This window comes from Streptomyces sp. NPDC021749 (assembly GCF_040640655.1).
In the GTDB taxonomy this organism is placed as follows: Bacteria; Actinomycetota; Actinomycetes; order Streptomycetales; family Streptomycetaceae; genus Streptomyces.
Genome location: NZ_JBFACE010000018.1, coordinates 59,341 through 81,277, shown reverse-complemented (window position 1 = coordinate 81,277; position 21,937 = coordinate 59,341). Strand labels below are relative to the sequence as shown.

Sequence of the window (21,937 nt, the reverse complement as noted above, 5' to 3'; positions counted from 1 at the left end):
TCCGCCTTTCTGACACGCCGCCCTCAGCCGTCCGGACCCATATGGTTGCCACGGGCATCGAACCGGGCGGATCATCCCATAGGGACGCCGTTTCGCAGGTACAGGAGTACGTACGTTCACCCCTGCGTACGGGACGGAGCGCACCGGGCGACGCGAGAAGAGGCAGCCGTGGGACCAGCCAGCGTCAACGTCAAGGGCCACTGTGCACCGGAGTTCGCGGGCGTGCAGGAGGCTTTCGAGCGGAATTTCCGGCGGCACGGAGAGGTCGGGGCCGCGGTCACGGTGACCCTGGACGGGGAGCCGGTGGTCGACCTGTGGGGCGGCCACCGGGACGCGGACCGGACGCAGGACTGGGAGCGCGACACCCTGGTCAACGTCTACTCGACGTCCAAGGGGATGACCGCGCTCTGCGCCCATCTGCTCGTCGACCGCGGGGAGTTGGACCTCGATGCGCCGGTCGCCCGATACTGGCCGGAGTTCGCCCAGGCCGGCAAGCAGGACGTGCCCGTCCGCTGGCTGCTCAGCCACCGTTCCGGTCTGATCGCCCCGCGCACGCCGCTGCCACCCGGCCGCGCCTACGACTGGGACGAGGTCTGCGCGGTGCTGGCGGCGACCGAGCCGTGGTGGGAGCCGGGGACCGCGCAGGGCTATCACGCGGTGACCTTCGGCTATCTCGTCGGCGAGGTCGTCCGGCGGATCACCGGGCAGTCGCTGGGCTCGTTCCTGCGCAGCGAGATCGCGGAGCCGCTGGGGGCCAGGGTGTTCATCGGGACCCCGGCCGAGGAGCACGCCTCCTGCGCGGACATGGTCGGGCAGTTGGACGAGGCGCTGCTCGCCGAGCGGCTCCCCGGTGCGCCGAGGCCGCCGTTCCGGTCACTGGACGACCATCCGCTGGCGGTCGTGCTGCTCTCCCTGATGTCCATCCCGACCGGCGACGTCAACAGCGCGGCCTACCGCTCGGCGGAGCTCCCGGGCGGCAACGCGCACGCCTCCGCGCACGGGCTCGCAACGGTGTACGGGGCGCTTTCGGCGGGCCGGCTGGTCGGCGCCGCGACGCTGGAGGCGATGCGCCGGTCGCAGAGCCGGCCCGGGGAGCCCGATCTGGCCATAGGGACGCTCGCCCCGCCCGGCTTCGAGCTGCGCTGGGGCCTCGGTTACATGCTCAACCACCAGTGCCGGCTGGGCCCCAACCCGCGGGCGTTCGGGCACGGCGGGGCCGGCGGCTCCTACGCCTTCGTGGACCCGGAGAACCGGCTGTCGTACGCGTACACCATGAACAAGTACGGCGGCGGGACGGCGGGCGACGACCCGCGCAACGGCGGTCTGGTCAGGGCGGTGTACCGGGCGTTGGAGGGCCGGCGCGGCTGAGCTGGGACGGGACGGACAGGGACGTGGGGTGCACCGCCCCGCGGCGCCCGGCCCGCTAGGGAGCGGCCGGTTCCGGCGGTGGCGCCGGCCGGGGCGGCACCATCGGTTCGTCCGCGGCGTCGGCGAGGGCGCGCAGCGAGCGGACCAGCCCGGCGCGCTGGCCGGCCGGCAGCCGGGCCACGATCTCGGCGATCTCGGAGTGCCGGTGGGCCAGGACCTGCGCGACGAGGTCCCGGCCCTCGGCGGTCAGTTCCAGGACGACCTCCCGGCGGTTGCCGGGGTTGGCTCTGCGGGTGACGCTGCCGGCCGCCGCCAGCCGGTCGACCATCCGCATCGCGGTGGACGGATTGACCCCGAGCGCGGCGGCCAGGGCGGCGAGCTTGACCGGGCCCTGGCTGTCGAGCACGACCAGGGTGCGCAGCTGGGGCAGGGTGAGCGAGGGGTCGATCCGGGCCAGCGCCCGGGCCGAGATCGCGACCAGCAGGCGGGAGGCGGTCAGCACCGCGGCGATGACCTCTTCGACGTCCTGGTCGAGGTCCTGGCCGTCGTCCGGTGCGCGCTCGTCACCGGGCACGGCCGACTCGCCCGGTCGCATGATGCGGTGTGCCTCGTTCCCCATGGCGCCTTTATACCTGTCCCGGCATCATGCCTGGTCACGGCCGGTACGGACGGACGCGGACCGGTCGGCGCCGCGGCCCGGCGCGGCCCGGAAATCCGGCCCCGCGCTTCCCTTTGCACGGCGCAATAATGGGAGGTACGGCATGGCCGGGACCGGCGTGCATCCGGCGCTGCCGCCCGCGCGGCGGGGCCGGGGAGAGGGCGTGGTGACCATGGAACGGGACACCGAGACGGTTCACGAGGCGTACTCATTCGTCTGTCTGCACTGCGGACACGGCTGGGAGGAGGAGTACGAGATCCGGCACACCACGGATCTGGCGGGCCACCGACGGGCCGACTATTTCTCGCGCGGTGCCCGGGTTCCGTCCCCGCTGACCCGCAACGAATGCCCGTCCTGCAACCTCGGCCCGATCCGCATCCTGCGCCCCGGCCGGGTGAACTCGGCAAGGACGTATCTGGCCTGACGGCCTGACGGTCTGCGGCCTGACGATCTCCGGCCTGACGGTCTCCGGCCTGACGGGGCCGCTCTGCGGGGGCTGCGGCCGGGATGCTTCCGGCGCGCCGGTCCGCGCCGTCACCAGCCGGTGTACAGCAGGTGGTTGACCAGCAGCGGCAGCACGGCCTGGGCCGTGAGCCAGGGGCGGCGGTGGGCCGCGGGCAGCAGGGCGCAGGCGGCCAGCAGCCAGGGCGCGAAGGGGAGCCAGATGCGCTCGGTCTCCGCCTTGCTCATTCCGGAGAGGTCGGCCACCAGAAGGGCGAGCAGCGCAGCCAGGACGAGCACGGCCAGGCGGTCGGCGGGCATGGCCGGCGGGCCGGTGGGCGCGGCGGAGCGCGGGCGGAGGCGTCGCAGGGCGGCCGGGGTGGCCGCGAGGGTGCGTCGCAGCGCGGCGACGGTGGCGAGACCGGTGATCAGCACGGCGCAGGCCAGGTTGCCCCACACCCAGTACGCGTACGGGCGGACCGCAGCGGCGCCCTGGTAGTAACGCCGGACCAGCAGCCGGTACCCCTCCCACCAGTCGAAACCGGAGAGCGTGAAGGCCACCGCAACCGCCGCCGCCCCGGCCGCCACGAACGGCAGCGGGCGGGCGCTCCGGGCGAGCAGCAGGACCGCGGCGCCGATCAGGACGATCAGGGTGAGGCCGTAGGAGAGGTAGCAGGTCAGGCCGAGGAGGAGCCCCGAGCCGAGGGCGGCGGCCACGGGGACGGGGTCACTCCCCCGCCTCCCGCCCGGGGCGCTCCCGCCCAGCGGGCGCCGGGGGAGGGTGCTCCGGGTGGCGGCGAGCGCGAGCAGGGCGAGTGACCAGGCGGCGACCGCGGCGAAGTAGCCGTCGGCGGAGGTGCCCATCCATACGGCGGCGGGGGCCAGGACGAGGTAGGGCGCGGCCCGGCGTGCGGTGGGCTCGTCGGTGAGCGCGCGCAGGGCGATGAGGACCGCGGCCGCGGTGGAGGCGCCGGTGACCAGGCACCAGACGCCGGCCCAGGCCCCTCCGCCCAGGCCGAGGCGGTCCAGCCCGACGAAGGTGAGGATCGCGGCCGGCGGGTGCCCGGCGACGTGGGCGGGCCAGTGGTCCGGGGCGTTGTTGAGGATGTGTCCGGTGAAGCCGCGCAGCGCCGGGCCCAGGTCGTCGAAGCGGTGGATGACCGTCAGGTACTCGTAGGCGGTGGTGAGCCGGCCGGCGACACCGGTGTGCCAGCCGTCGATCAGGGCCAGTGCGGTCGTCCAGGCGAGGGAGGCCGCCCAGCCGGTGAGGAGCAGGGCCCGCCAGGGCAGCCGGGCGGCGAGCGGTGGACCGTAGGCGATCACGAGGACGGCGACGGTGAGGGCGGCGGGGGTGCCGGGGCCCAGGTGCGGGAACCACGAGGCGTACAGCGGCGGCCAGTTCACGTGCAGGCTGCCGTTGGCGTGCTCGATGACCCTGCCGACGGCGGCGGCGAGCGCGACGAGGAGGGCGCCGGCCGCGGCGGCCAGCAGATCGGCGCGACGCTCGGCGCGCTCGTCGGGCTCCGGACGGAAGGCCGCCCGGCCCGGCCGGATCTCACGGTGGGTCACCCCGGCACGCTAAGCCGCGGCGGGTGGCCCGGGGCGGCGCCGTTCCGCCGACGTCAGACTTTCGTCATGCGTTGCGGTCCGCTCGGGGCGCCGGTCCCGGCATACCGTCGCCGCATGGACGCATCCCGCCCGGTTTCGCCCACCTCACCGTCGTTCTGGCGCAGTCCGCTGCGCGGCCCGCGGCTGACCGCGCTGCTCGGCGTGGTCCTGCTGGCGGGGATCACCCTGCTGTTCGTCACCGGTCTGCTGTCGTACGCCGCGTACAACCCCGACCTGGCCGGTGGGGTCAACGACCAGACGCCGGGGAAGGGCCTGCTGGGGTTCTACCTCTTCAGCTGGCCCACCGGCCCGCGCTGGCTCTACCGCCTGACCCAGGGGGTGCACGTCACCCTCGGCGTGGTCCTCGTGCCCGTGTTGCTGGCGAAGCTGTGGTCGGTGATCCCGAAGCTGTTCCGGATGCCGCCGGCACGGTCGGCGGGGGATGCGCTGGAGCGGCTGTCGTTGCTGCTGCTGGTCGGCGGGGCACTGTTCGAGTTCGTCACCGGGCTGCTCAACGTCCAGCTGGCGTACCTCTTCCCCGGGTCGTTCTACCGGCTGCACTTCTACGGCGCGTGGGTGTTCATCGGCGCGTTCGTGGCCCATGTGGTGCTGCGGCTGCCGCGGACGGTACGGGCGCTGCGGGAGCGGGCCGATCCGGCGGCACAGGAGGACGAGACCGGGCTGGTGGCGGCCCGTCCGGACCGGCCGACGGTGAGCCGGCGGGGCGCGCTGGGGCTGGTCGGCGCCGGTTCGCTGCTGTTGCTGGTGACGACGGCGGGGCAGAGCCTGGGCGGGTGGTGGCGGCGCACCGCGCTGCTGGCGCCGCACGGGGGCGCGGATCCGGGCCCCGGTCCGAACGGGTTCCAGATCAACAAGACCGCGGCGGCCGTCGGCATCCGGGCGCGGGACACCGGTGACGACTGGCGGCTGACGGTGGAGGGCGGCGGGCGCCGGGTGCGGCTCACCCGCGCCGACCTGCTGCGGTTGCCGCAGCACGAGGCGGCGCTGCCGATCGCCTGTGTGGAGGGCTGGTCGACGGACGACCAGTTGTGGAGCGGGGTGCGGTTGCGGGAGCTCGCCGCGTTGGTGGGCCTCGGCGACCGGCCGCCGGGCGTGCTGGTGGAGTCGCTCCAGTTGCACGGCGCGTTCCGCCGGGCCGCGCTGAGCGGCAGCCAGGTGCGCGATCCGCGGTCGCTGCTCGCGCTGCGGGTGGGCGGTGCGGAGCTGTCCCTGGACCACGGCCGTCCGGCGCGGATCATCGTGCCGGCGGCGCCGGGGGTGCTCAACACCAAGTGGGTGGAGCGGCTTTCGTTCGGGGAGGAGTGAGCGGCGTGCGACGGGTACGGATGCCGGGGCGGGACGCCGTGGTCCGCGGGTGGCGGCGGCTGCGCCGGCACCGCTGGTACGGCGAAGGGCCGTTGCACCTGGTGCTGATGCTCGGGTCGTTCGCGCTCACCGGTTATGCGGGGGTGCGGCTGCTGGCCGGCGGGCGGTGGCCGCTGGTGGTGGTCTGGTTCGCGGGGGCGGCGCTGCTGCACGATCTGGTGCTGCTGCCGCTGTACGCGCTCGCCGACCGTGCGGTGGTCCGGTGCACGGCGGGGACCGGTCGGCACCGGCCCTGGACGGCCTTCGTACGGGTCCCCGCCGCGCTGTCGGGGCTGCTGTTGCTGGTGTGGTTCCCGCTGATCGCCTATTCGGCGGGCGGTGCCTCGGCGGAGCATTACGCGCTCGCGACCGGGTTGCCGGCCGGGGTGTTCCTGGGCCGCTGGCTGCTGATCACCGCGGTGCTGTTCGCGGTCTCCGCCCTGTGGTTGCTGTGCCGTGCGGTTCAGCCCCGGCGCGCGGTGGGGAGGCTGCGGCGCCGCCGCAGGGCGACGAAGCAGCGCACGGCCGACGGTGACTGACCGGCCGGGCCGGTGACGGTCCACCGCTCTACAGGTGTCCAGCCCGTGGCGTCGGCGTACCGCAGCAGCGCGGGCGTCCCCACCCGGGCCCAGGGGAACGGGTCGGCGCTGTGGTGGCCCGCGTACGGGTCACCGGCGACGCTGACCCGGGCCCGTTCGTCGACGTCCGCGGGGACGGTCTCCACGACGAGCAGCCCGGTCCGGTGGACCAGAGTGGCGGCGCGGGCGAGCAGGGCGCGGGGGTCGCCGCCGATGCCGATGTTGCCGTCGAGGAGCAGCGCGGTGCCCCAACTACCCTCCTCGGGAAGGGGATCGAAGACCGAGCGGCGCAGTGCGGCGCCCCCGGCCGCGGCGGTCCGGGCGACCGCTGCCGGGCTGACGTCGATGCCGAGCACCCGCCTGCCCTGTGAGGTGAGCGCGGCGACCAGCCGTCCGGGGCCGCAGCCGATGTCCAGGACGCCGCCCTCGCAGCGGCGCAGCGCCGCGAGGTCGGCGGCGTCCGCCGCGGCGCACCAGCGTTCGACGTCCAGCGGCAGCAACCAGCCGTCGGTACGGCGCAGATAGAGCGGTCCGCGGCCGCGGTGCAGCGCCTCGGCGTAGGCGTCCGCGCCCCAGGCCGGCGGCTGCGGCGGGGCGGCCGGGACGGTGGTGCTCATCGGTCGGTCACCGGTGTCAGCCGGGCGAGGGTGGCGGCGAAGCGGCCGGTGGGAGCCTGGGCGGCGACCCGGTGGGCGTCGGCGGCGGTGTCGACGTCGCGGAGGGCCGGCAGGTCGCCGATCCGGAGGCCGGCCGCGGTCAGGCGGGCGCGCTGGGCGGCGCCGGTGCCCGGGGTGGACATCGGGACGCCGCGCAGCAGTCGGGGGTCGGGGTCGGCCAGGCCGAGCGCCCAGAACCCGCCGTCCTCGGCCGGGCCGAACCAGGCGTCACGGTCTTCCCAGGCGGTCGACTCCAGTGCGGGGGCCAGGAGTTCGGCGGTCACCTGGGGGGTGTCCATGCCGAGGAGCAGGGTGGGGCCCGGGCTGGCGGCGAAGGCCGCGGCGAGCCGTTCGTCGAGGCCGCCGGCGCACTGCGGCCGGATCTCGAAGCCGTCCGGCAGCCAGTCCCCGGCCCGCCCGTCGAGCACCACGATCCGCCGCCGGGCGGGCATCGCGCGGACGGCGAGGAGGGTGTCGTGCAGGGCCGCGGCGGCCAACCGGGCGGCCTCCTCGGGGCTGTAGGGCGGGGTCAGCCGGGTCTTGACCCGGCCGGGCACCGGTTCCTTGGCGATGACCAGGACCGCGGTCGGTCCGTTCGGGGGCGGCGTACGGTCCGCTGGGCGGGTCATCGGGCCGTCCCCCGCGCCGGGGCGGTCAGCGGAGGCTGGCTGAGGACGGCCCGCATGTCGCGGACCGTCTGCCAGGTGCCCCGCCAGGTGCCGGTGACCTTCGAACGGCCGGTGCGCGGCCGGTAGGGCACCGGGCGCTCCTCGATCCGCCAGCCGGCGTCGGCGGCCCGCACCACCATCTGCAGGGGGTAGCCGCTGCGGCGGTCGGTGAGGCCGAGCCCGAGAAGGTCGGTGCGCCGGGCGGCGCGCAGCGGGCCGAGGTCGTGCAGCCGCAGTCCGGTGCGCCGGCGCAGCAGGTGGGCCAGGGCGAGGTTGCCCGCCCGGGCGTGCGGCGGCCAGGCGCCGCGCCCCTGGGGGCGTCGGCGGCCCAGCACCAGATCGCGGTCGCCGTCGCGCACCGCACGGACGAACGGGACGAGCAGCGCCGGGTCCAGGGAGGCGTCGCAGTCGCAGAAGCAGACGATGTCCGCGTCGGCGGCCAGCAGTCCGGCGTGGCAGGCGGCGCCGAAGCCGCGGCGCGGTTCCCGGACGACGGTGGCGCCCAGTTCGCGGGCGAGCTCGGCGGAGCCGTCGGTGGAGCCGTTGTCCACCACGATCGCGCGCCAGCCGGCCGGGATGCGTGCCAGCACCCATGGGAGCGCGGCGGCCTCGTCCAGGCAGGGCAGGACGACGTCCACCGGGGCGGGCCGGGGGGCGACGGGGAAGGGTGTGCTCGGCCCGGTGGGTGCGGTGGCCCGCATCTCCTCCCGGGCGAACTCGGCCATTCCCTCCTCGAATCCGGTCGCCGCCCGCCAGCCGAGGTCCTCGGCGATCCGCTGCGACGACGCGGTGATGTGGCGCACGTCGCCGAGCCGGTACTCCCCCGTCACCACCGGCTCGGGTCCGCCGTACGCGGCGGCCAGCGTCCGGGCCATCTCGCCCACGGTGTGCGGGACGCCGCTGCCGGTGTTGTACGCGGTCAGGGTGGCGGCCGCCCGGTCCGGCAGGGCGGTCAGGGCCAGCGCGTTGGCGGCCGCGACGTCCCGGACATGGACGAAGTCCCGCCGCTGGCCGCCGTCCTCGTACACGGTCGGTGGCTCGCCGCGGGCGAGGGCGGAGCGGAAGAAGGAGGCCACCCCGGCGTAGGGGGTGTCGCGCGGCATGCCGGGCCCGTAGACGTTGTGGTAGCGCAGCGCGACGGCCCGGCCGCCGGTCGCCCGGGCCCAGGAGGCGGCGAGGTGCTCCTGGGCGAGCTTGGTGGCCGCGTAGACGTTGCGCGGATCGGCGGGCGCGGTCTCGTCGACGAGGCCGGGCCGCAGTACGGAGCGGCAGTGCGGGCAGCGGGGTTCGAACCGCCCGGCGTCGAGGTCCGCCACCGCGCGCGGGCCCGGGCGTACCGCCCCGTGTGCGGGGCAGGTGTAGCGGCCCTCCCCGTAGACCACCATGGATCCGGCGAGGACCAGGTGCCGCACCCCGGCCGTGGCCATCGCCGCCAGCAGGACGGCGGTTCCCAGGTCGTTGCAGCCGACGTAGTCGGGGGCGTCGGCGAAGTGCTTGCCCAGGCCGACCATGGCGGCCTGGTGGCAGACCGCGTCGATGCCGCGCAGGGCGGACTCGACGGCCGGCCGGTCCCGTACGTCGGCGACGATGCGGTGTGTGCCGGGCCGTGCCGGCGGGGGTTCGCGGTGTGCCGTGGACAGCAGTGCGTCGAGGACGACGGGCTCGTGGCCGCGGGCCAGGAGGGCGTCGACGACCTGCGATCCGATGAATCCGGCGCCGCCGGTGACCAGTACGCGCATGCCGGTCACGCTAAGCGCGGCGGGGCGGCGCGGCCCGCGCCACGACGGCCGTGTCATGGGTCCGTAAGATCCGGGCCTTTGTGACCGGCGGCTGCCCGCGCCGCTGCGATTCGGTAACGGGCCCGGGCGAGGTATTTCGATACGGCATATGTTGCATATGCTCAGGTCGGGGGTCTGGGGGCCGTTTTCGGACAGTCCGACGGCCGACGGCCCCCACCCGATCACTCACACCACACCGTCGGAGAACCCCTTGGCCGTGGAGAACGGGGAGCGCTGCACCGGCTCCCGTGTGTTGTCCGTGCTCCCCTACACGGTCATGGCCGTGGTCACCGCCGTCGATCTGACCGCGGGGCCCGGTGTGGGTTTCCTGCCGCTGGTGTCCCTGGGCCCCGCGTTCGCCGGGCTGGTCGGCGGCTGGCGGCGGACCGCGCTGGCCGGGCTGACCGCGTTCGTGCTCTGCCTCGGGCTGGGCGTCTACAACGGGGTGTACGAGAGCCGGCGGGGGCTGACCGCGCTGTTGTCGGTGGCCGGGGTGACCGCCGCCGGGGTGGTCGCCGCGGTGATGCGGCAGCGCCGGGAGGCCGAACTGGCCAGTGTCCGCTCGATCGCCGAGGTGGCCCAGCGGGTGCTGCTGCGGCCGGTGCCGCGCAGCGCCGGCCCGCTGCGGATCGCGGTCTCCTACACGTCGGCGCTGGCCGAGGCCCGGATCGGCGGGGACCTGTACGAGGTGGTGACCTCGCCGGCCGGTGTCCGGATCATCGTCGGGGACGTCCAGGGCAAGGGGCTGGAGGCCGTGGAGAGCGCGGCGGTGGTGCTCGGCGCGTTCCGCGAGGCGGCGTACGACGAACCCGATCTGCCGGCCGTCGGCGAGCGGGTCGAACGGGCCCTGAACCGCCATCTGTCCGGCGATCGCTTCGTCACGGCCGTGCTCGCCGAGATCGGTGACGGCCCGCACGCCACCCTGCTCAACTACGGCCATCCGGCGCCGCTGGTCGCCCGCCCCGCCGGCACGGTCGGTTTCGCCGCCCCGCCGGAGCGGTCCCTTCCGCTCGGCCTCACCTGGCACGCCGCGGACGCCCCGCTTCCCTACGAAGTGCCGTTCAGCCCCGGCGACCAGCTGCTCTTCTACACCGACGGGGTCAGCGAGGCGCGCGACGCGTTCGGCCGGTTCTATCCGCTCGACGACCGGGCGGCGCTGCTCAAGGACGCCGACCCGGAGGCGGCCCTGCGCGCGGTGCGCGAGGACCTGGTCGAGCACGCCGAGGGCCCGCTGCACGACGACGCGGCGATGCTGCTGGTCCGCTACCGCGACGAGCGGCCCGCCGGGATCGCGGGGAGCGGCAGTCCGGTGTAGTTCTCGGCGAGTTCGGCCGCGGCGTGCGGTGCGGTGGCGATCCGGTCGAGCTGGGCGAGCTGCAGCCGGGTGTCGAACGGCGACTGGTCCGGGGCGGTGTGCAGGGTCGTCGTCATGAAGGCCGAGAAGTGTTCGGCACGCCAGACCCGGCGCAGGCAGGTGGCGGAGTAGGCGTCCAGCAGCTCCGCCGAGCCGGTCGTGTGCAGGTGGTCGAGGGCGCGGGCGAGGACGGTGACGTCGGCGACGGCGAGGTTGAGGCCCTTGGCCCCGGTGGGCGGCACGATGTGCGCCGCATCGCCCGCCAGCAGCAGCCGCCCGTACCGCATCGGTTCGGTGACGGAACTGCGCATGGGCAGGACGGACTTGGCGGTGATCGGCCCGCGCGCCAGCTTCCAGGGGGCGGCGCCGGTGGCCGGGTCGACGGCCGCGCGGGTCTCCAGTTCCTCCCAGATCCGGTCGTCGGTCCAGTCCGCCGGGTCGGTGCCGTTGGGCACCTGGAGGTAGAGCCGGCTGACGGTCGGGCCGCGCATGCTGAACAGGGCGAAGCCGCGCGCGGAGTGGGCGTAGATCAGTTCGTCGGCGGAGGGCGGGACGTCGGCGAGCACACCGAGCCAGGAGTACGGGTAGCCGCGCTCGTAGGTGCGGCGTTCGCCCTCCGGGACCGCCCGGCGTGCCACGCCGTGGAAGCCGTCGCAGCCGACCACGTAGTCGCAGTGCAGGGTGTGCACGCGGCCCCGGTACCGGTAGTGGACGGCGGGGCGGTCCCCGTCCGCCCCCTCGACGGTGAGTGCCTCCGCGCCGAACAACAGCGGTGCACCGTCCGCGAGTTGGAGAGCGATGAGGTCCTTGACGACCTCCGTCTGGGCGTAGACCGTCACCCGGCGGCCGCCGGTGAGCGACGGGAAGTCGAGGCGGTGGGACCGCCCGGCGAAGCGCAGCTCGATGCCGTCGTGGACCAGGCCCTCGCGGTCCAGCCGTGCCCCGGCTCCGCAGCCGCGCAGCACGTCGACGGTGCCCTGTTCGAGGATGCCGGCGCGCTGCCGCCGCTCCACGTAACCGCGGTCGCGGCTCTCCAGGACGGCGCAGTCGATGCCGGCACGGTGCAGCAGACGGGCCAGCAGCAGTCCGGCGGGGCCGCCGCCGATGATGCCGACGGTGGTGCGGCGGACGGGCGGTGGGGGTGTCACGGCGCGGTTCCTTCCGAGGGGTACGGGACGGGGACGCGGAGCGCCCCCGGGGCGTCCGGCGGTGCGGTGAGGTGGCCGAGGAGGGCGGCCAGGACGGCGGCGGGACGTTCGACGTTGGCGAGGTGCGCGGCGCCGGGCAGTTCGAGGAGGCCGGCACCGGGGATGCCGTCGACGAGTTCCCGGGCGTGCGGGGGTGGGGTGGCCGGATCGGTGCGGCCGGCGACGACGAGGGTGGGGGCGGTGATGCGGGCGAGGTCGCCGCGCAGGTCGTAGCCGGCGAGGGCGTCGCAGCAGGCCGCGTAGCCGGCGGGGGCGATACGCCGCCGCAGGGTGCCGAGCAGCGCGGCGGCCTCCGGGGAGGCCGCGAAGTCCGGCGTGAACCAGCGGCCGGCGGCGGTGTCGGCGACCGGCCCGAGCCCCGACTCCCGCACCAGCGCGGCCCGTTCGCGCCAGGCGTCCGGTTCGCCGAACCGGGCGGAGGAACAGATCAGGACGAGCGAGGCGACCCGCTCGGGGTGGTGGGCGGCGAGCCAGGCACCGACCGCGCCACCGAGCGAGATCCCCGCGTAGCGGAAACGGCCGATGCCGAGGCCGTCGGCGAGCGCGAGGACGCCGCGGGCGAGGGCCGGGACGGTGGTGGTGGCGACGGAGGGTGCGCCTCCGTGCCCCGGGAGGTCCCAGCGAACGACGCGGAACCGCCGTGACAGCGCGTCCAGTTGAGGCTCCCAGACGGCGAGTTCGGTACCGAGGGAGGGCCCCAGGACGAGCGGTGGAGCGCCGTCCGGACCGTCAAGGGCGTGGTACGGCGGCGGGCCGGCGGGCGGACGGGTCATACGGGCTCCTGCGGGGTGTGCACGGTACGTTCCAGCGCCCGGTCCACGAGGACACCGGCGGAGCCCAGGTAGGCGGTCGGGTCGAGGAGTTGGTCCAGTAGGTGAAGCTGGTCGAGGTCTTCCGGCAGCCGGTCCGGCGGCGGGGCGTCGCGCAGTGCCCCAGCCAGGGGGACGCCCCGCTCGGCGGCGCGGCGGGCCGCGGCGTCCAGGAGGCGGCGGGCCTCGGCGCGGCCGGTCCGGGCGGTGAGGGCCGCGACCAGCCGTTCGCTGACGACCAGACCACCGGTGGCGTCGAGGTTGTGCCGCATGCGGTCCGGATGCACCCGGAGGTCACCGGTCAGCTCGGCGGCGTCCCGGGCGGCGCCGCCCACCAGCCGCAGGGCGTCCCGCAGCGGCTGCCACTCGGCGTGCCAGGCGCCGGCCGGACGCTCGTCCTCCGCGGCCAGCGCACCGTACAGCACCGCGGCGAGCGCCGGGACCTGACGGGCGGCGGCCGCGATCAGCGTGGCGCGCACCGGGTTGGCCTTGTGCGGCATGGCGGACGATCCACCGCCGCTGCCCTCCGACAGCTCGCCGATCTCGGTGCGGGAGAGGGTCAGGACGTCTGCGGCGAGCTTGCCGAGGGCACCCGCGGTGAAGGCGAGCGCCCCGGCGAGATCGGCGACCGGCGTACGCAGGGTGTGCCAGGGCAGGGCCGGTTCGGCGAGCCCGGTCTCGGCGGCGTAGGCGGCGAGCAGCCGGGTGCCGGGGTTGCGGGTCGGGTTGGGGTCGGGGTTGGGGTCCGGGTCGGGGCTGGGGTCCGGGTCGGGGTCGGAGTCCGTGGCGGCGGGTGTGTGCTCGGCCTCGGCGTACGCGTGGAACGCGGCCAGGGTGCCGGCTGCGCCGCCCAGTTGGACGGGCAGGGCGGCGCGGACGGCCGCGAGCCGGTCGTGGGCGTCGAGCACCAGGCTGCGCCAGCCCGCGGCCTTGAGGCCGAAGGTCGTCGGCACCGCGTGCTGGGTGAGGGTCCGGCCGGCCATCGGGGTGTCCCGGTGCGCGGCGGCGATACGGCGCAGCGCCTCGGCCGTCCGGGCCAGGTCCGCCAGCACCGGCTCCAACGCCCGCTTGCAGAGCAGCATGGTGGCGGTGTCGAGGATGTCCTGGCTGGTGGCGCCCCGATGGACATGGCCGGCGGCCTCCGGCGCACGGGCGGCGACCGCGGCGGTCAGGTCGGCGACGAGCGGGACGACGGGGTTGCCCGCGGCCCGGGCCCGCCGGGCGAGCGTGCCGGGGTCGTGGCGGCCGGGCTCGGCGGCCGCGGCGGCGACGGCAGCGGCCGCGTCCTCCGGCGCCTGCCCGACGGTGGCCTGGGCGCGGGTCAGTGCGACCTCGGCGTCGAGCAGGGCGCGCAGATATGCGGCGTCCCCGGTGGCGGAGGCCACGGCGGAGCCGGCTCGGGACGGCGCGAGGAGCCCCACGTCGGCTTCTTCGTAAGGGAGTTGAGGTGCCGGGGTGGGCGGAGCGGGCGGAGCAGGCAGGGCGGCGGAACGCCGGTCGTCGGAACGGGCGCGGTCGTCGGAGCGGAGCCCGTCATCGGAACGAGCGCGGTCGTCGGAGCGGAGCCCGTCATCGGAACGAGCGCGGTCGTCGGAGCGGAGCCCGTCATCGGAGCGGAGCCCGTCATCGGAGCGGAGCCGGTCATCGGAACGCAAGGAAGACCGTCTCCTCGTGGGTGCCGTCGGCGGTCTGCTGCAACTGGACGTCGAAGCGGTAGCGGTCCGGGCCGTCCGGGCGGGCGAGCAGGGTGCGGGCCCGGTCGGCGGGCAGTCGTGCCAGCAGCGGGTCGGCGGCGTGGGCCTCGGTGTGCTCGGGGAAGTAGACGCGGGTGAAGAGGTGGTGCAGCAGCCCGCGGGCGAAGACGCAGACCGCAAGGTAGGGAGCGGCGCCGGGGTGGCCGGCCGGGGCGGTGGCGGGCAGCGTGTGCAGGACGTAGCGGCCGTCGGCGTCGGTGGGGACCCGGCCGAATCCCGTGAAGTCCAGGCCGTGCCGGCCGATGACGGCGCCGGTGACCGGGTCACGGCGCAGCGAGCCGGGCGCGCCGGTGAGGCTTCCGTCCGGGCCGGCCTGCCAGAACTCCAGCAGGGCGTCCGGCACCGGGGCGCCATCCCCGTCCCGCACCCGGCCGTGGAGGGTGATCGCGCCGGGCCGTCCGGCCGGCGCGATCTGTTCGCCGCCGGGGAACGGGAGGGCGTAGCCGTAGAACGGGCCGATGGTCTGCGAGGGCGTCGGGGGCAGCGGCGGGGTGGCGGTATCAGCCGGGTCGGCGGCGGGGGCGGTCCCGGGAGCGGTAGCCGGGTCGGCGGCAGAGGCGGGTCCGGGAGCGGTAGCCGGGTCGGCGGCAGAGGCGGGTCCGGGAGCGGTAGCCGGGTCGGGGGCGGTGGCCGGGTCAGGGGCGGTGGCCGGGTGGTCGGTGCCGGCCGGTTCGGTGGTGGCCGGTTCGGTGGTGGCCGGTTCGGTGGTGGCCGGTTCGGTGGTGGCGCGGGGCATCAGCGGCCTTCCTCGGTCCAGGTGGCGGACGGGCCGTCCAGGACGATGTCCCAGTGGTAGCCCAGGGTCCGTTCGGGGCGGGAGAGTCGGTGGTCGTAGGCGGCGACGAGGCGGGCGCGGGCGGCGGGGTCGGTGACCGACTGGAGGATCGGGTCGTAGGGGAAGAGCGGGTCGCCGGGGAAGTACATCTGGGTGATCAGCCGCTGGGTGAAGGCCGTGCCGAAGAGCGAGAAGTGGATGTGGGCCGGGCGCCAGGCATTGTCGTGATTGCGCCAGGGGTAGGCGCCGGGCTTGATGGTGGTGAAGGTGTAGCGCCCCTGATCATCCGTCAGACAGCGGCCCACGCCGGTGAAGTTGGGGTCGAGCGGGGCCGGGTGCTGGTCGCGCCGGTGGGCGTACCGGCCGGAGGCGTTGGCCTGCCAGATCTCGACGAGCTGACCGCGTACCGGGCGGCCGGTGCGGTCGAGGACGCGCCCGGTGACGGTGATCCGCTCGCCGAGCGGCTCGCCCGGGTGCTGCCGGGTGAGGTCGGCGTCCAGGTCGGTGACGTCCGTGACGCCGAACGCCGGGCCGGTCAGCTCGACGGCTTCAGGGTTGGCCAGGTGGTCGATCTCGACCGGTGGCCGCTGGGGGTGACGGGGGGTGCTGCTGCGGTACGGGGTGTAGTCCCGTGCGGGGTGCACGGGGGCGGGCGCGCCGCCGGCACGGTCCCGGTCGGCGGCGGCGGACCGGGCGGCGATCTCCCGGCTGATGTCGGCCTGGGTGGGGAGGGGAGGTACGGGCGCGACGAGCGGCCGGGGACCGGGAAGCGGTGCGCCTGGCACGAACGCCGGCGGGGCGGGGGTGAAGGGGGTCAGGGTCATGGATGCCCTCTCCGTGCGGGTGGTCGGGTCCGTATGAGCGGTCGGGCGGGTGCGGGTGGCCGATCCCGGGAAGGGTGGCCGGGGCGGTGCGGGCGGTCGTCCGTCCGCGCGGTCGGCGCGTCCGCACAGTGGGATCCGTGCGGGCGGTCGGGTCCGTACGGGTGCTCGGGTCCGTACGGGTGCTCGGGTCCGTACGGGTGCTCGGGTCCGTGCGGGCAGTCGGTCCGTCCGCACAGTGGGATCCGTGCGGGCGGTCGGGTCCGTGCGGGCCACGGGACGCTGTGGCGCCTCCGGCGCGCGGCGCCCCCTGCAGGATGCGGCGCCCGACGCCCGCCGGGTAACTACCTTTCGAGCACCATCGCCAACCCCTGCCCGACGCCGATGCACAGTGTCGCGAGGCCCGTTCCGGAGCGGGCGGCCGCCAGTTGGTGGGCGACCGCGCCGACGAGCCGTGCCCCGGAGGCGCCGAGCGGGTGGCCGAGAGCGATCGCACCGCCCCGCGGATTGACGATGCCGGGGTCGAGCTCCGGCCAGCGGGCCAGACAGCCGAGCGCCTGGGCGGCGAACGCCTCGTTGAGCTCGACGGTGTGCAGCTCGTCGAAGCCGCGTCCGGCCTTCTCCAGGGCCCGGGCGGCCGCCTCGACCGGACCGAGCCCGAAATACTGCGGCTCGATGCCGGTGACCGCACTGCTGCGGATACGGGCGAGCGGCGGGCAGCCGGAGGCGCGCAGCCCTTGCTCGTCCATCAGCAGCAATGCGGCCGCACCGTCGCTGAGCGGTGAGGAGTTGCCGGCCGTGACGGTGCCCGCGCCGGCCTCCGGCCCGGTGGCCCCGCGCGCCGCCTCGCCTCCCGTACGGAAGGCCGGCCGCAGCCTCCCCAGCGCCGCCAACGAGGTGTCCTCCCGGATGCCTTCGTCGTGTGCCACGTCCCCGTACGGCACGATCTCCGCGTCGAAGGCGCCGTCCTTCCGGGCCCGGGCCGCCTTCTCGTGGCTGGCCAGCGCGAAGGCGTCCTGCCGGTCGCGGGTGATCCGGTCGCGGTCGGCGATCAGCTCGGCGCCCTCGCCCAGGGCGATGGTCCACTCGCCGGGCATCCTGGGGTTGGTCAGCCGCCAGCCCAGGGTGGTGGAGTGCAGGGTCTGCGGTCCAGCGGGGAAGGCGCGTTCCGGCTTGGGCAGCACCCAGGGCGCCCGGCTCATCGACTCCACACCACCGGCGACGGCCACCGAGGCGTCCCCCAGCGCCACGGCCCGGGCGGCCTGGATGACGGCCTCCATGCCGGAGCCGCAGAGGCGGTTGACGGTGACGCCGGGTACGGACACCGGCAGCCCGGCGAGCAGCGCCGCCATCCGGGCCACATCGCGGTTCTCCTCGCCCGCGCCATTGGCGTTGCCGAACCAGACGTCGTCGATCGTGGCCGGATCCAGGCCTGGTGCGCGGTCCACCAGGGCCTTGACGACATGTGCGGCGAGGTCGTCGGGACGGGCGCCGGCGAGCGCGCCGCCGTATTTGCCGAAGGGGGTACGGACGGCGTCGACGACATACACGTCCCGGGGCCGCTCGGTGATCATCGGGTGGCGGTGTCCTTCCGTGCGCCGGCCGCCTCGGGCGTACCGGATGCGGGCGTGGCCTGCGGCGTGGCGGATGTGGGGGTGGCCTGGGGCGTACCGGAGGCGGGGGTGGCCTGGGGGGTACGGGAGGCGGGGGTGGCCTGGGGCGTACCGGATGTGGGGGTGGCTTGGGGGTTGCCGGAGGCGGAGGTGGTCTGGGGGGTGGCGGCCTTGAGGGCGCGTAGGGCGGCGAGTTCGGCGGCGGTGGGCGGGGCCGTGACGCCGATCCGGTCGGCCTCCTTGAGGTCCCAGCCGGTGGCCGCCCGTACCTGTTCGACCGTCACGCCCGGGTGCAGATCGGTCAGCACGAGCTCGGCGGTGCCGGGGTCGGGGCGCAGTACGCCGAGGTCGGTGATGACGGCGGTCGGTCCGGCGCCGGGCAGCCCGAGCGCGGCGCGGTCCCGGGGGCCGCTGCCGTGGCCGAGCGTGGTCACGAAGTCCAGCGCGCCGACGAAGTTCCGGCGGCTGTGCCGCAGGACCAGCAGCACCTGGCCGCAGTTGGCGGCGATCTCCGGTGCGCCGCCGGCACCCGGCAGCCGGCCCTCCGGTTTGCCCGGGCCCCGGTCGACGACGGTGGTGTTGATGTTGGCGAACCGGTCGACCTGCGCGGCGCCGAGGAAGCCGACGTCGATCCGGCCGCCCTGCAGCCAGTAGTTGAACATCTCGGGCACGGACACCACCGCATCGGCGGTGTCCGCCAGCTCGCCGTCCCCGATGGACAGCGGCAGCCGGGTCGGTTTCGAACCGATGGTGCCGGACTCGTAGATCAACACCAGGTCCGGATTGACGGTGCGGCGGGCGAGGTTGGCGGCCGTACTGGGCAGCCCGATCCCCACGAAACAGGTCTGCGCACCGGCCAGCGCCCGGGCCGCGTTGACCTCCATGAGCTCATCGGGGGTGCAGGGCGGGGCGGGGGTGGGTGCGGTGACGGGGGCCGTTACGGGCGGGGGCGCCGACGCGGGCGTGGGCGCGGGCGCATGGGCGGATGCGGGCGCGAGCACGCCGGCGGATGCGGGCCGGGGCGCGGCCACGATGGCGGGGCCGGGGACGAGGCCCGGGCCGGGCTCGGTAATGCTTGCCGCGTGTGTCAGGGGGCCGCCGTCGCCGCCCCTGATCCCCTCCAGCCACCGCCCGAACGCCGCGCGGTCCCGCGAAATCCCGTCCCAGCGGCGGTAGAAGGCGTTGTCACGGACCGAGTACCCGGCCGCGTACGAGGGATGGGCGCCGCCGGGGACGACCGCCACCGCGTCGACGACCCAGGTGGGCAGGACGATGCCGCCGGGGCGCGGCTCCAGGGTGTCGACGAGTTCCTCGACCGTGACCAGGACGCGCCGGGCGGCCAGCGCCGCCTCCTTCTGCACGCCGGTCAGGCCCCACAGCTGGACGTTGCCGGCCCGGTCGGCCTGCTGGGCGTGGATGACCGTGACGTCCGGGTTGAGGGCGGCGACGGCGGCCAGTTCCTCGCCGGTGAACGGGCAGGTGACGGTGGCGACCGTGGGTGTACGAGAGGGGATGTCGCTGCCGCGGTAACCGCGCAGCACGGCGAACGAGAGCCCGGCCGCGCCCGCGGCGTAGCGGTTGGCCATGCCGGCGTGGCTGTGCTCGTCGGTCTCCAGCGGGCCGGGCCAGCCGTTCTCGACCGCGTCCCGGAAGCGGTGCAGCGAGCCGACGCCCGGGTTGCCTCCCCAGGAGAAGACCAGCTTCGCCGCCACGCCCGCGCCGATCAGCTGGTCGTAGACCACGTCGGGGGTCATCCGGGCGAGCGTGAGGCCGGTGCGGCCCTGGCGGATGATCTCGTGCGCCGCGGCGAACGGGATGAGGTGGGTGAACCCCTCCAGCGCCACGGTGTCCCCGTCGTGGATCAGCTCCGCGACGGCCTCGTGCAACGAACGGATGTCGGCCATATCGGCCATGCCCTCCAGCCTCTGTCGAAGACGAAGATCCGGGCGCTGGGGATGGTGGATCGCCCCGCCTTCGTTCTTGCGATGTTCGCCCAGTGAACTTATGTTCATAATGGAGCCGCTCTGAGTCTGGACCCCGCCCCCGGCCCTGTCAACGGTCCGCCCGGTACGGTTCGGACGAGATCACCGCACGAGGGAGAGGCCATGACCCACCCCGCCCCCGCCGCACCGCCCTCCCCGGCCACGCCGCCGGAAGCGGTGGGTCCGCTGATCCGCTGCCTGACCGTGCTGCGGGAGCTGTCGGCCGGCCACGGCCGCCAGGCGGTGGGCGATCTGGTGCGGGCCACCGGCCTGGCCCGCTCCACCGTCGACCGGGTGCTGAGCACCCTCGCCCGGCTCGGCTACGTACGCGTCGAGGGCCGGGACGCGGTGCTCGCGCCGCGGCTGCTGGAGCTGGGCAACACCTATCTCGCCGCGTCCGGGCTCCCGGACCGGCTGGGCCCGCTCGCCGACCGGCTGGCCGACGAGCTCGACGAGTCGGTCTCGCTCGCGGTCCCGGACGGCGACGGGGTGCGCTTCGTCCACCAGGCCACCCGCCGCCGCGCGATGTCCCTCGCCTTCCGCATCGGCGATCTGCTGCCCGCCGAACGCGGCGCGCCCGGGGCGCTGTTCGCGGACGCCTGGGACGCGGCGGACTGGGAGCGCTGGCGGCGGCGCCGCGCGGCCGACCCGACGGACGCGGGCTTCCCGGCCGTCCCCCCGCGCACCGGGGACGAGGCCGATCCGAGTGCGCCCGCAACCCTCGCCCCCTCGACCACCTCCTCCTCGACCGTCTCCTCCTCGACCGTCTCCCCCACAATCACTTCCTCCTCGACCGCCACCTCCTCAACTGCTGCCTTCCAGGCGCGAGTTGACACCGCGCGAGCCGCCGGCTGGTCCCTGGACGACCAGCTCATCGAACCGGGCCTGGTCGCGGTCGCGATGCCCGTACGGGACCCCGACGGCCGGGCCGTCTGCGCGGTCAGCGTCGTCAGCCACACCAGCCGACTGTCCGCCACCGAGCTGCCGGGGGCGGTCCTCCCCCGGCTGCGCGACACGGTCGCGGCGATGGAACTCGCCCTGACCGCCCCGCAGCAGCCCACGACCGGCCCTGCGCCCCACACAGCCGACACAACCGAAGCAACCGAGACAACCGAGAAAACCGACAGAGGCGACACAGCCGACAGAGGCGACACCGCCGACACCGCAGGGCCCCGCCCCGCCGACTCCTCCCACGCCTCCTGGATGCGGGCCTCCAAGCAGGAACTGGGCCCCGAGTTCGTCGAGTCGATGGCCCGCGGGCTGATCACCCTCACCGCCTTCGGCGCCGGCCGCACCGCGCTCCCGCTCACCGCCGTCGCGGAGGCCACCGGCCTGGCCCGGGCCACCGCCCGGCGGGCCCTGATCACCCTGGAGCACCTCGGCTATCTCACCTCCGACGGCAAGCTCTTCCGGCTCACGCCGAAGGTGCTGGAGCTGGGCTTCGCGCATCTCTCGGGCCTGACCCTGCCGGCCATCGCCCAACCCCATCTGGCCACGCTGGTCGAGCGGGTGCACGACTCCGCCTCGATGGCAGTGCTCTCCGGCGACGACATCCAGTACGTCGCCCGGGTCCCCACCGTGCGCATCATGAGCGTCAACATCACCCTGGGCACCCGCTTTCCGGCGTATGCGACGTCCATGGGCCGGGCCCTGCTGGCCGGTCTGCCGCCGGCCGAGGTGTCCGCCCGGCTGTCCCTCACCGACCTCCGGCCGTTCACCCGGCACACCGTCACCGACCCGGAGGCCCTGCTCGCCGTCCTCCAGCAGGTCCGCACCGACGGATACGCCCTGGTCGACGAGGAACTGGAGGAGGGCCTGCGCTCGCTCGCGGTCCCCGTGCACGACCGCACCGGCGAGGTCGTCGCCGCCGTCAACGTCTCCACCCATGCGGGCCGCACCACTGCCGCCGGCGCCCGCGACGCGATCCTCCCTGCGCTGCGCGAGACGGCCACCGCCATCGAGGCGGACCTGGCGGTGGCCGGCCGCTACGTCCGGATCCCGGTCCTGTGACGGCGCTCTCCGTCCCGCCACCGGAGCCGGGCTGGGAGCCGGCCCCGGCCTATCAGGGCGGGAAGCGCAATCCGGCCTTCCAGAACAGCGCATGGGAGTACGCCGCCGCGAACTTCCGGCTGGTGGCCGGGCTGCGGGTCCCCCTGGAGGCACTCACCGCCCGTCTCCGTCTGACCCTCGAACCGAGCTGGGACGACCTGGGCGCGATGCAGATCGCCGTGTTCCGCGTCCGGACCACCGACTTCGCCCTGACCCGGCACGACGGGCAGGAGGTCGTCCTGGTATGGCTCGGCCGCGCGGCCCCCGAGGAGGACGCCGCCCTGCAACTGCTGCTGGACGTGTGCGGCCTCGACCGCCGCGCCATATGGTTCCGCGGCAATCCGACGAGCGGCCTCACACACGTCGCCGAGCCGCCCGCCTGACCTGACCGCCGCCCCGGGGCCATGCGCGGGCCGGCGCCGGGACCATACGCGGGCCGGCCCCGACTACTC

At 75.3% G+C, this 21,937-nt stretch carries 17 protein-coding genes and 4 pseudogenes; 7 read left to right on the top strand and 14 right to left on the bottom strand.

Features of this window, described 5'->3' with window-relative positions; translation table 11 throughout:
- Positions 1-168 precede the first annotated feature (168 nt).
- Positions 169-1,368 carry a serine hydrolase domain-containing protein gene (locus tag AB0G35_RS19700; RefSeq protein ID WP_360950600.1) on the top strand — a complete coding sequence of 400 codons (1,200 nt, stop codon included), beginning with the start codon at positions 169-171 and terminating at the stop codon, positions 1,366-1,368.
- A gap of 55 nt (positions 1,369-1,423) precedes the next feature.
- Here AB0G35_RS19700 and AB0G35_RS19695 read toward each other — a convergent pair whose 3' ends face one another.
- Positions 1,424-1,987 carry a MarR family transcriptional regulator gene (locus tag AB0G35_RS19695; protein ID WP_360950598.1) on the bottom strand — a complete coding sequence of 188 codons (564 nt, stop codon included), beginning with the start codon at positions 1,985-1,987 and terminating at the stop codon, positions 1,424-1,426.
- A gap of 142 nt (positions 1,988-2,129) precedes the next feature.
- On the opposite strand from AB0G35_RS19695, the gene AB0G35_RS19690 reads away from it, so the two are divergent.
- Positions 2,130-2,450, top strand: a complete 321-nt coding sequence (locus AB0G35_RS19690; protein ID WP_360950595.1) for a hypothetical protein — start codon at positions 2,130-2,132, stop codon at positions 2,448-2,450.
- Positions 2,451-2,560: 110 nt separating this feature from the next.
- Here the strand turns inward: AB0G35_RS19690 and AB0G35_RS19685 are convergent, their stop codons facing one another.
- Positions 2,561-4,036 carry a hypothetical protein gene (locus AB0G35_RS19685; protein ID WP_360950592.1) on the bottom strand — a complete coding sequence of 492 codons (1,476 nt, stop codon included), beginning with the start codon at positions 4,034-4,036 and terminating at the stop codon, positions 2,561-2,563.
- A 114-nt stretch (positions 4,037-4,150) separates the two neighbouring features.
- Between AB0G35_RS19685 and AB0G35_RS19680 the strand changes: the two genes are divergently transcribed.
- Positions 4,151-5,401, top strand: coding sequence for a molybdopterin-dependent oxidoreductase (locus tag AB0G35_RS19680; RefSeq protein ID WP_360950589.1), 1,251 nt, complete (start codon positions 4,151-4,153; stop codon positions 5,399-5,401).
- A 107-nt stretch (positions 5,402-5,508) separates the two neighbouring features.
- Positions 5,509-5,979 carry a hypothetical protein gene (locus AB0G35_RS19675; RefSeq protein ID WP_360950753.1) on the top strand — a complete coding sequence of 157 codons (471 nt, stop codon included), beginning with the start codon at positions 5,509-5,511 and terminating at the stop codon, positions 5,977-5,979.
- Here AB0G35_RS19675 and AB0G35_RS19670 read toward each other — a convergent pair.
- The 4 genes and pseudogenes from AB0G35_RS19670 to AB0G35_RS19655 form a co-directional block, all read right to left on the bottom strand.
- A complete protein-coding gene (locus AB0G35_RS19670) occupies positions 5,904-6,635 on the bottom strand; it encodes a class I SAM-dependent methyltransferase (RefSeq protein WP_360950586.1) in 732 nt (243 codons plus the stop codon). The two genes, AB0G35_RS19675 and AB0G35_RS19670, sit on opposite strands and share 76 nt — an antisense overlap.
- The gene (locus tag AB0G35_RS19665; RefSeq protein ID WP_360950583.1) at positions 6,632-7,303 is read right to left on the bottom strand and encodes a DUF2064 domain-containing protein; all 672 of its coding nucleotides are present in this window, start codon (positions 7,301-7,303) and stop codon (positions 6,632-6,634) included. Before AB0G35_RS19665 ends, AB0G35_RS19670 begins: the two co-directional genes overlap by 4 nt.
- Positions 7,300-7,962: pseudogene (locus AB0G35_RS19660) on the bottom strand (glycosyltransferase family 2 protein); the annotation flags it as partial. The gene AB0G35_RS19665 and the pseudogene AB0G35_RS19660, both read right to left, overlap by 4 nt.
- Before the next feature lie 75 nt (positions 7,963-8,037).
- Positions 8,038-9,081, bottom strand: a pseudogene (locus tag AB0G35_RS19655) (NAD-dependent epimerase/dehydratase family protein); the annotation flags it as partial.
- 316 nt (positions 9,082-9,397) lie between these two features.
- Between AB0G35_RS19655 and AB0G35_RS19650 the strand changes: the two are divergent.
- Positions 9,398-10,435, top strand: a complete 1,038-nt coding sequence (locus AB0G35_RS19650) for a PP2C family protein-serine/threonine phosphatase (protein ID WP_360950750.1) — start codon at positions 9,398-9,400, stop codon at positions 10,433-10,435.
- On the opposite strand, the gene AB0G35_RS19645 is transcribed toward AB0G35_RS19650, so the two are convergent.
- The 8 genes and pseudogenes from AB0G35_RS19645 to AB0G35_RS19610 form a co-directional block, all read right to left on the bottom strand.
- The gene (locus tag AB0G35_RS19645) at positions 10,384-11,622 is read right to left on the bottom strand and encodes a 4-hydroxybenzoate 3-monooxygenase (RefSeq protein WP_360950580.1); all 1,239 of its coding nucleotides are present in this window, start codon (positions 11,620-11,622) and stop codon (positions 10,384-10,386) included. The two genes, AB0G35_RS19650 and AB0G35_RS19645, sit on opposite strands and share 52 nt — an antisense overlap.
- Positions 11,619-12,455, bottom strand: coding sequence for a 3-oxoadipate enol-lactonase (gene pcaD / locus AB0G35_RS19640; RefSeq protein WP_360950577.1), 837 nt, complete (start codon positions 12,453-12,455; stop codon positions 11,619-11,621). The genes AB0G35_RS19645 and pcaD overlap by 4 nt, the downstream gene beginning before the upstream one ends.
- Entirely contained in the window at positions 12,452-13,912 is a 1,461-nt protein-coding gene (gene pcaB / locus AB0G35_RS19635) for a 3-carboxy-cis,cis-muconate cycloisomerase (protein ID WP_360950574.1), read from the bottom strand. The genes pcaD and pcaB overlap by 4 nt, the downstream gene beginning before the upstream one ends.
- A 220-nt stretch (positions 13,913-14,132) precedes the next feature.
- Positions 14,133-14,729 (bottom strand): protocatechuate 3,4-dioxygenase subunit alpha, encoded by a 597-nt coding sequence (gene pcaG, locus AB0G35_RS19630; RefSeq protein WP_360950747.1) that lies wholly within the window; start codon positions 14,727-14,729, stop codon positions 14,133-14,135.
- A 251-nt stretch (positions 14,730-14,980) separates the two neighbouring features.
- Positions 14,981-15,844, bottom strand: a complete 864-nt coding sequence (gene pcaH / locus AB0G35_RS19625) for a protocatechuate 3,4-dioxygenase subunit beta (protein WP_360950571.1) — start codon at positions 15,842-15,844, stop codon at positions 14,981-14,983.
- A gap of 341 nt (positions 15,845-16,185) precedes the next feature.
- Positions 16,186-17,415, bottom strand: a complete 1,230-nt coding sequence (locus AB0G35_RS19620; protein ID WP_360950568.1) for a thiolase family protein — start codon at positions 17,413-17,415, stop codon at positions 16,186-16,188.
- 176 nt (positions 17,416-17,591) lie between these two features.
- Positions 17,592-18,338 (bottom strand): annotated as a pseudogene (locus AB0G35_RS19615) (CoA-transferase); the annotation flags it as partial.
- Between the two features lie 225 nt (positions 18,339-18,563).
- Positions 18,564-19,358 (bottom strand): annotated as a pseudogene (locus AB0G35_RS19610) (CoA-transferase); the annotation flags it as partial.
- 201 nt (positions 19,359-19,559) lie between these two features.
- Between AB0G35_RS19610 and AB0G35_RS19605 the strand changes: the two are divergent.
- Positions 19,560-21,446, top strand: coding sequence for an IclR family transcriptional regulator C-terminal domain-containing protein (locus AB0G35_RS19605; protein ID WP_360950565.1), 1,887 nt, complete (start codon positions 19,560-19,562; stop codon positions 21,444-21,446).
- Entirely contained in the window at positions 21,443-21,868 is a 426-nt protein-coding gene (locus AB0G35_RS19600; protein WP_360950562.1) for a hypothetical protein, read from the top strand. Before AB0G35_RS19605 ends, AB0G35_RS19600 begins: the two co-directional genes overlap by 4 nt.
- Positions 21,869-21,937 lie beyond the last annotated feature (69 nt).

What these genes read in the sequence shown, in the direction of transcription:
- AB0G35_RS19695 (WP_360950598.1), bottom strand. Translation starts at nt 1,987, where the DNA reads ATGGGGAACGAGGCACACCGCATCATGCGACCGGGCGAGTCGGCCGTG.
- AB0G35_RS19690 (WP_360950595.1), top strand. Translation starts at nt 2,130, where the DNA reads ATGGCCGGGACCGGCGTGCATCCGGCGCTGCCGCCCGCGCGGCGGGGC.
- AB0G35_RS19680 (WP_360950589.1), top strand. Translation starts at nt 4,151, where the DNA reads ATGGACGCATCCCGCCCGGTTTCGCCCACCTCACCGTCGTTCTGGCGC.
- AB0G35_RS19675 (WP_360950753.1), top strand. Translation starts at nt 5,509, where the DNA reads ATGCTCGGGTCGTTCGCGCTCACCGGTTATGCGGGGGTGCGGCTGCTG.
- AB0G35_RS19670 (WP_360950586.1), bottom strand. Translation starts at nt 6,635, where the DNA reads ATGAGCACCACCGTCCCGGCCGCCCCGCCGCAGCCGCCGGCCTGGGGC.
- AB0G35_RS19665 (WP_360950583.1), bottom strand. Translation starts at nt 7,303, where the DNA reads ATGACCCGCCCAGCGGACCGTACGCCGCCCCCGAACGGACCGACCGCG.
- AB0G35_RS19650 (WP_360950750.1), top strand. Translation starts at nt 9,398, where the DNA reads ATGGCCGTGGTCACCGCCGTCGATCTGACCGCGGGGCCCGGTGTGGGT.
- pcaD (WP_360950577.1), bottom strand. Translation starts at nt 12,455, where the DNA reads ATGACCCGTCCGCCCGCCGGCCCGCCGCCGTACCACGCCCTTGACGGT.
- pcaH (WP_360950571.1), bottom strand. Translation starts at nt 15,844, where the DNA reads ATGACCCTGACCCCCTTCACCCCCGCCCCGCCGGCGTTCGTGCCAGGC.
- AB0G35_RS19620 (WP_360950568.1), bottom strand. Translation starts at nt 17,415, where the DNA reads ATGATCACCGAGCGGCCCCGGGACGTGTATGTCGTCGACGCCGTCCGT.
- AB0G35_RS19605 (WP_360950565.1), top strand. Translation starts at nt 19,560, where the DNA reads ATGACCCACCCCGCCCCCGCCGCACCGCCCTCCCCGGCCACGCCGCCG.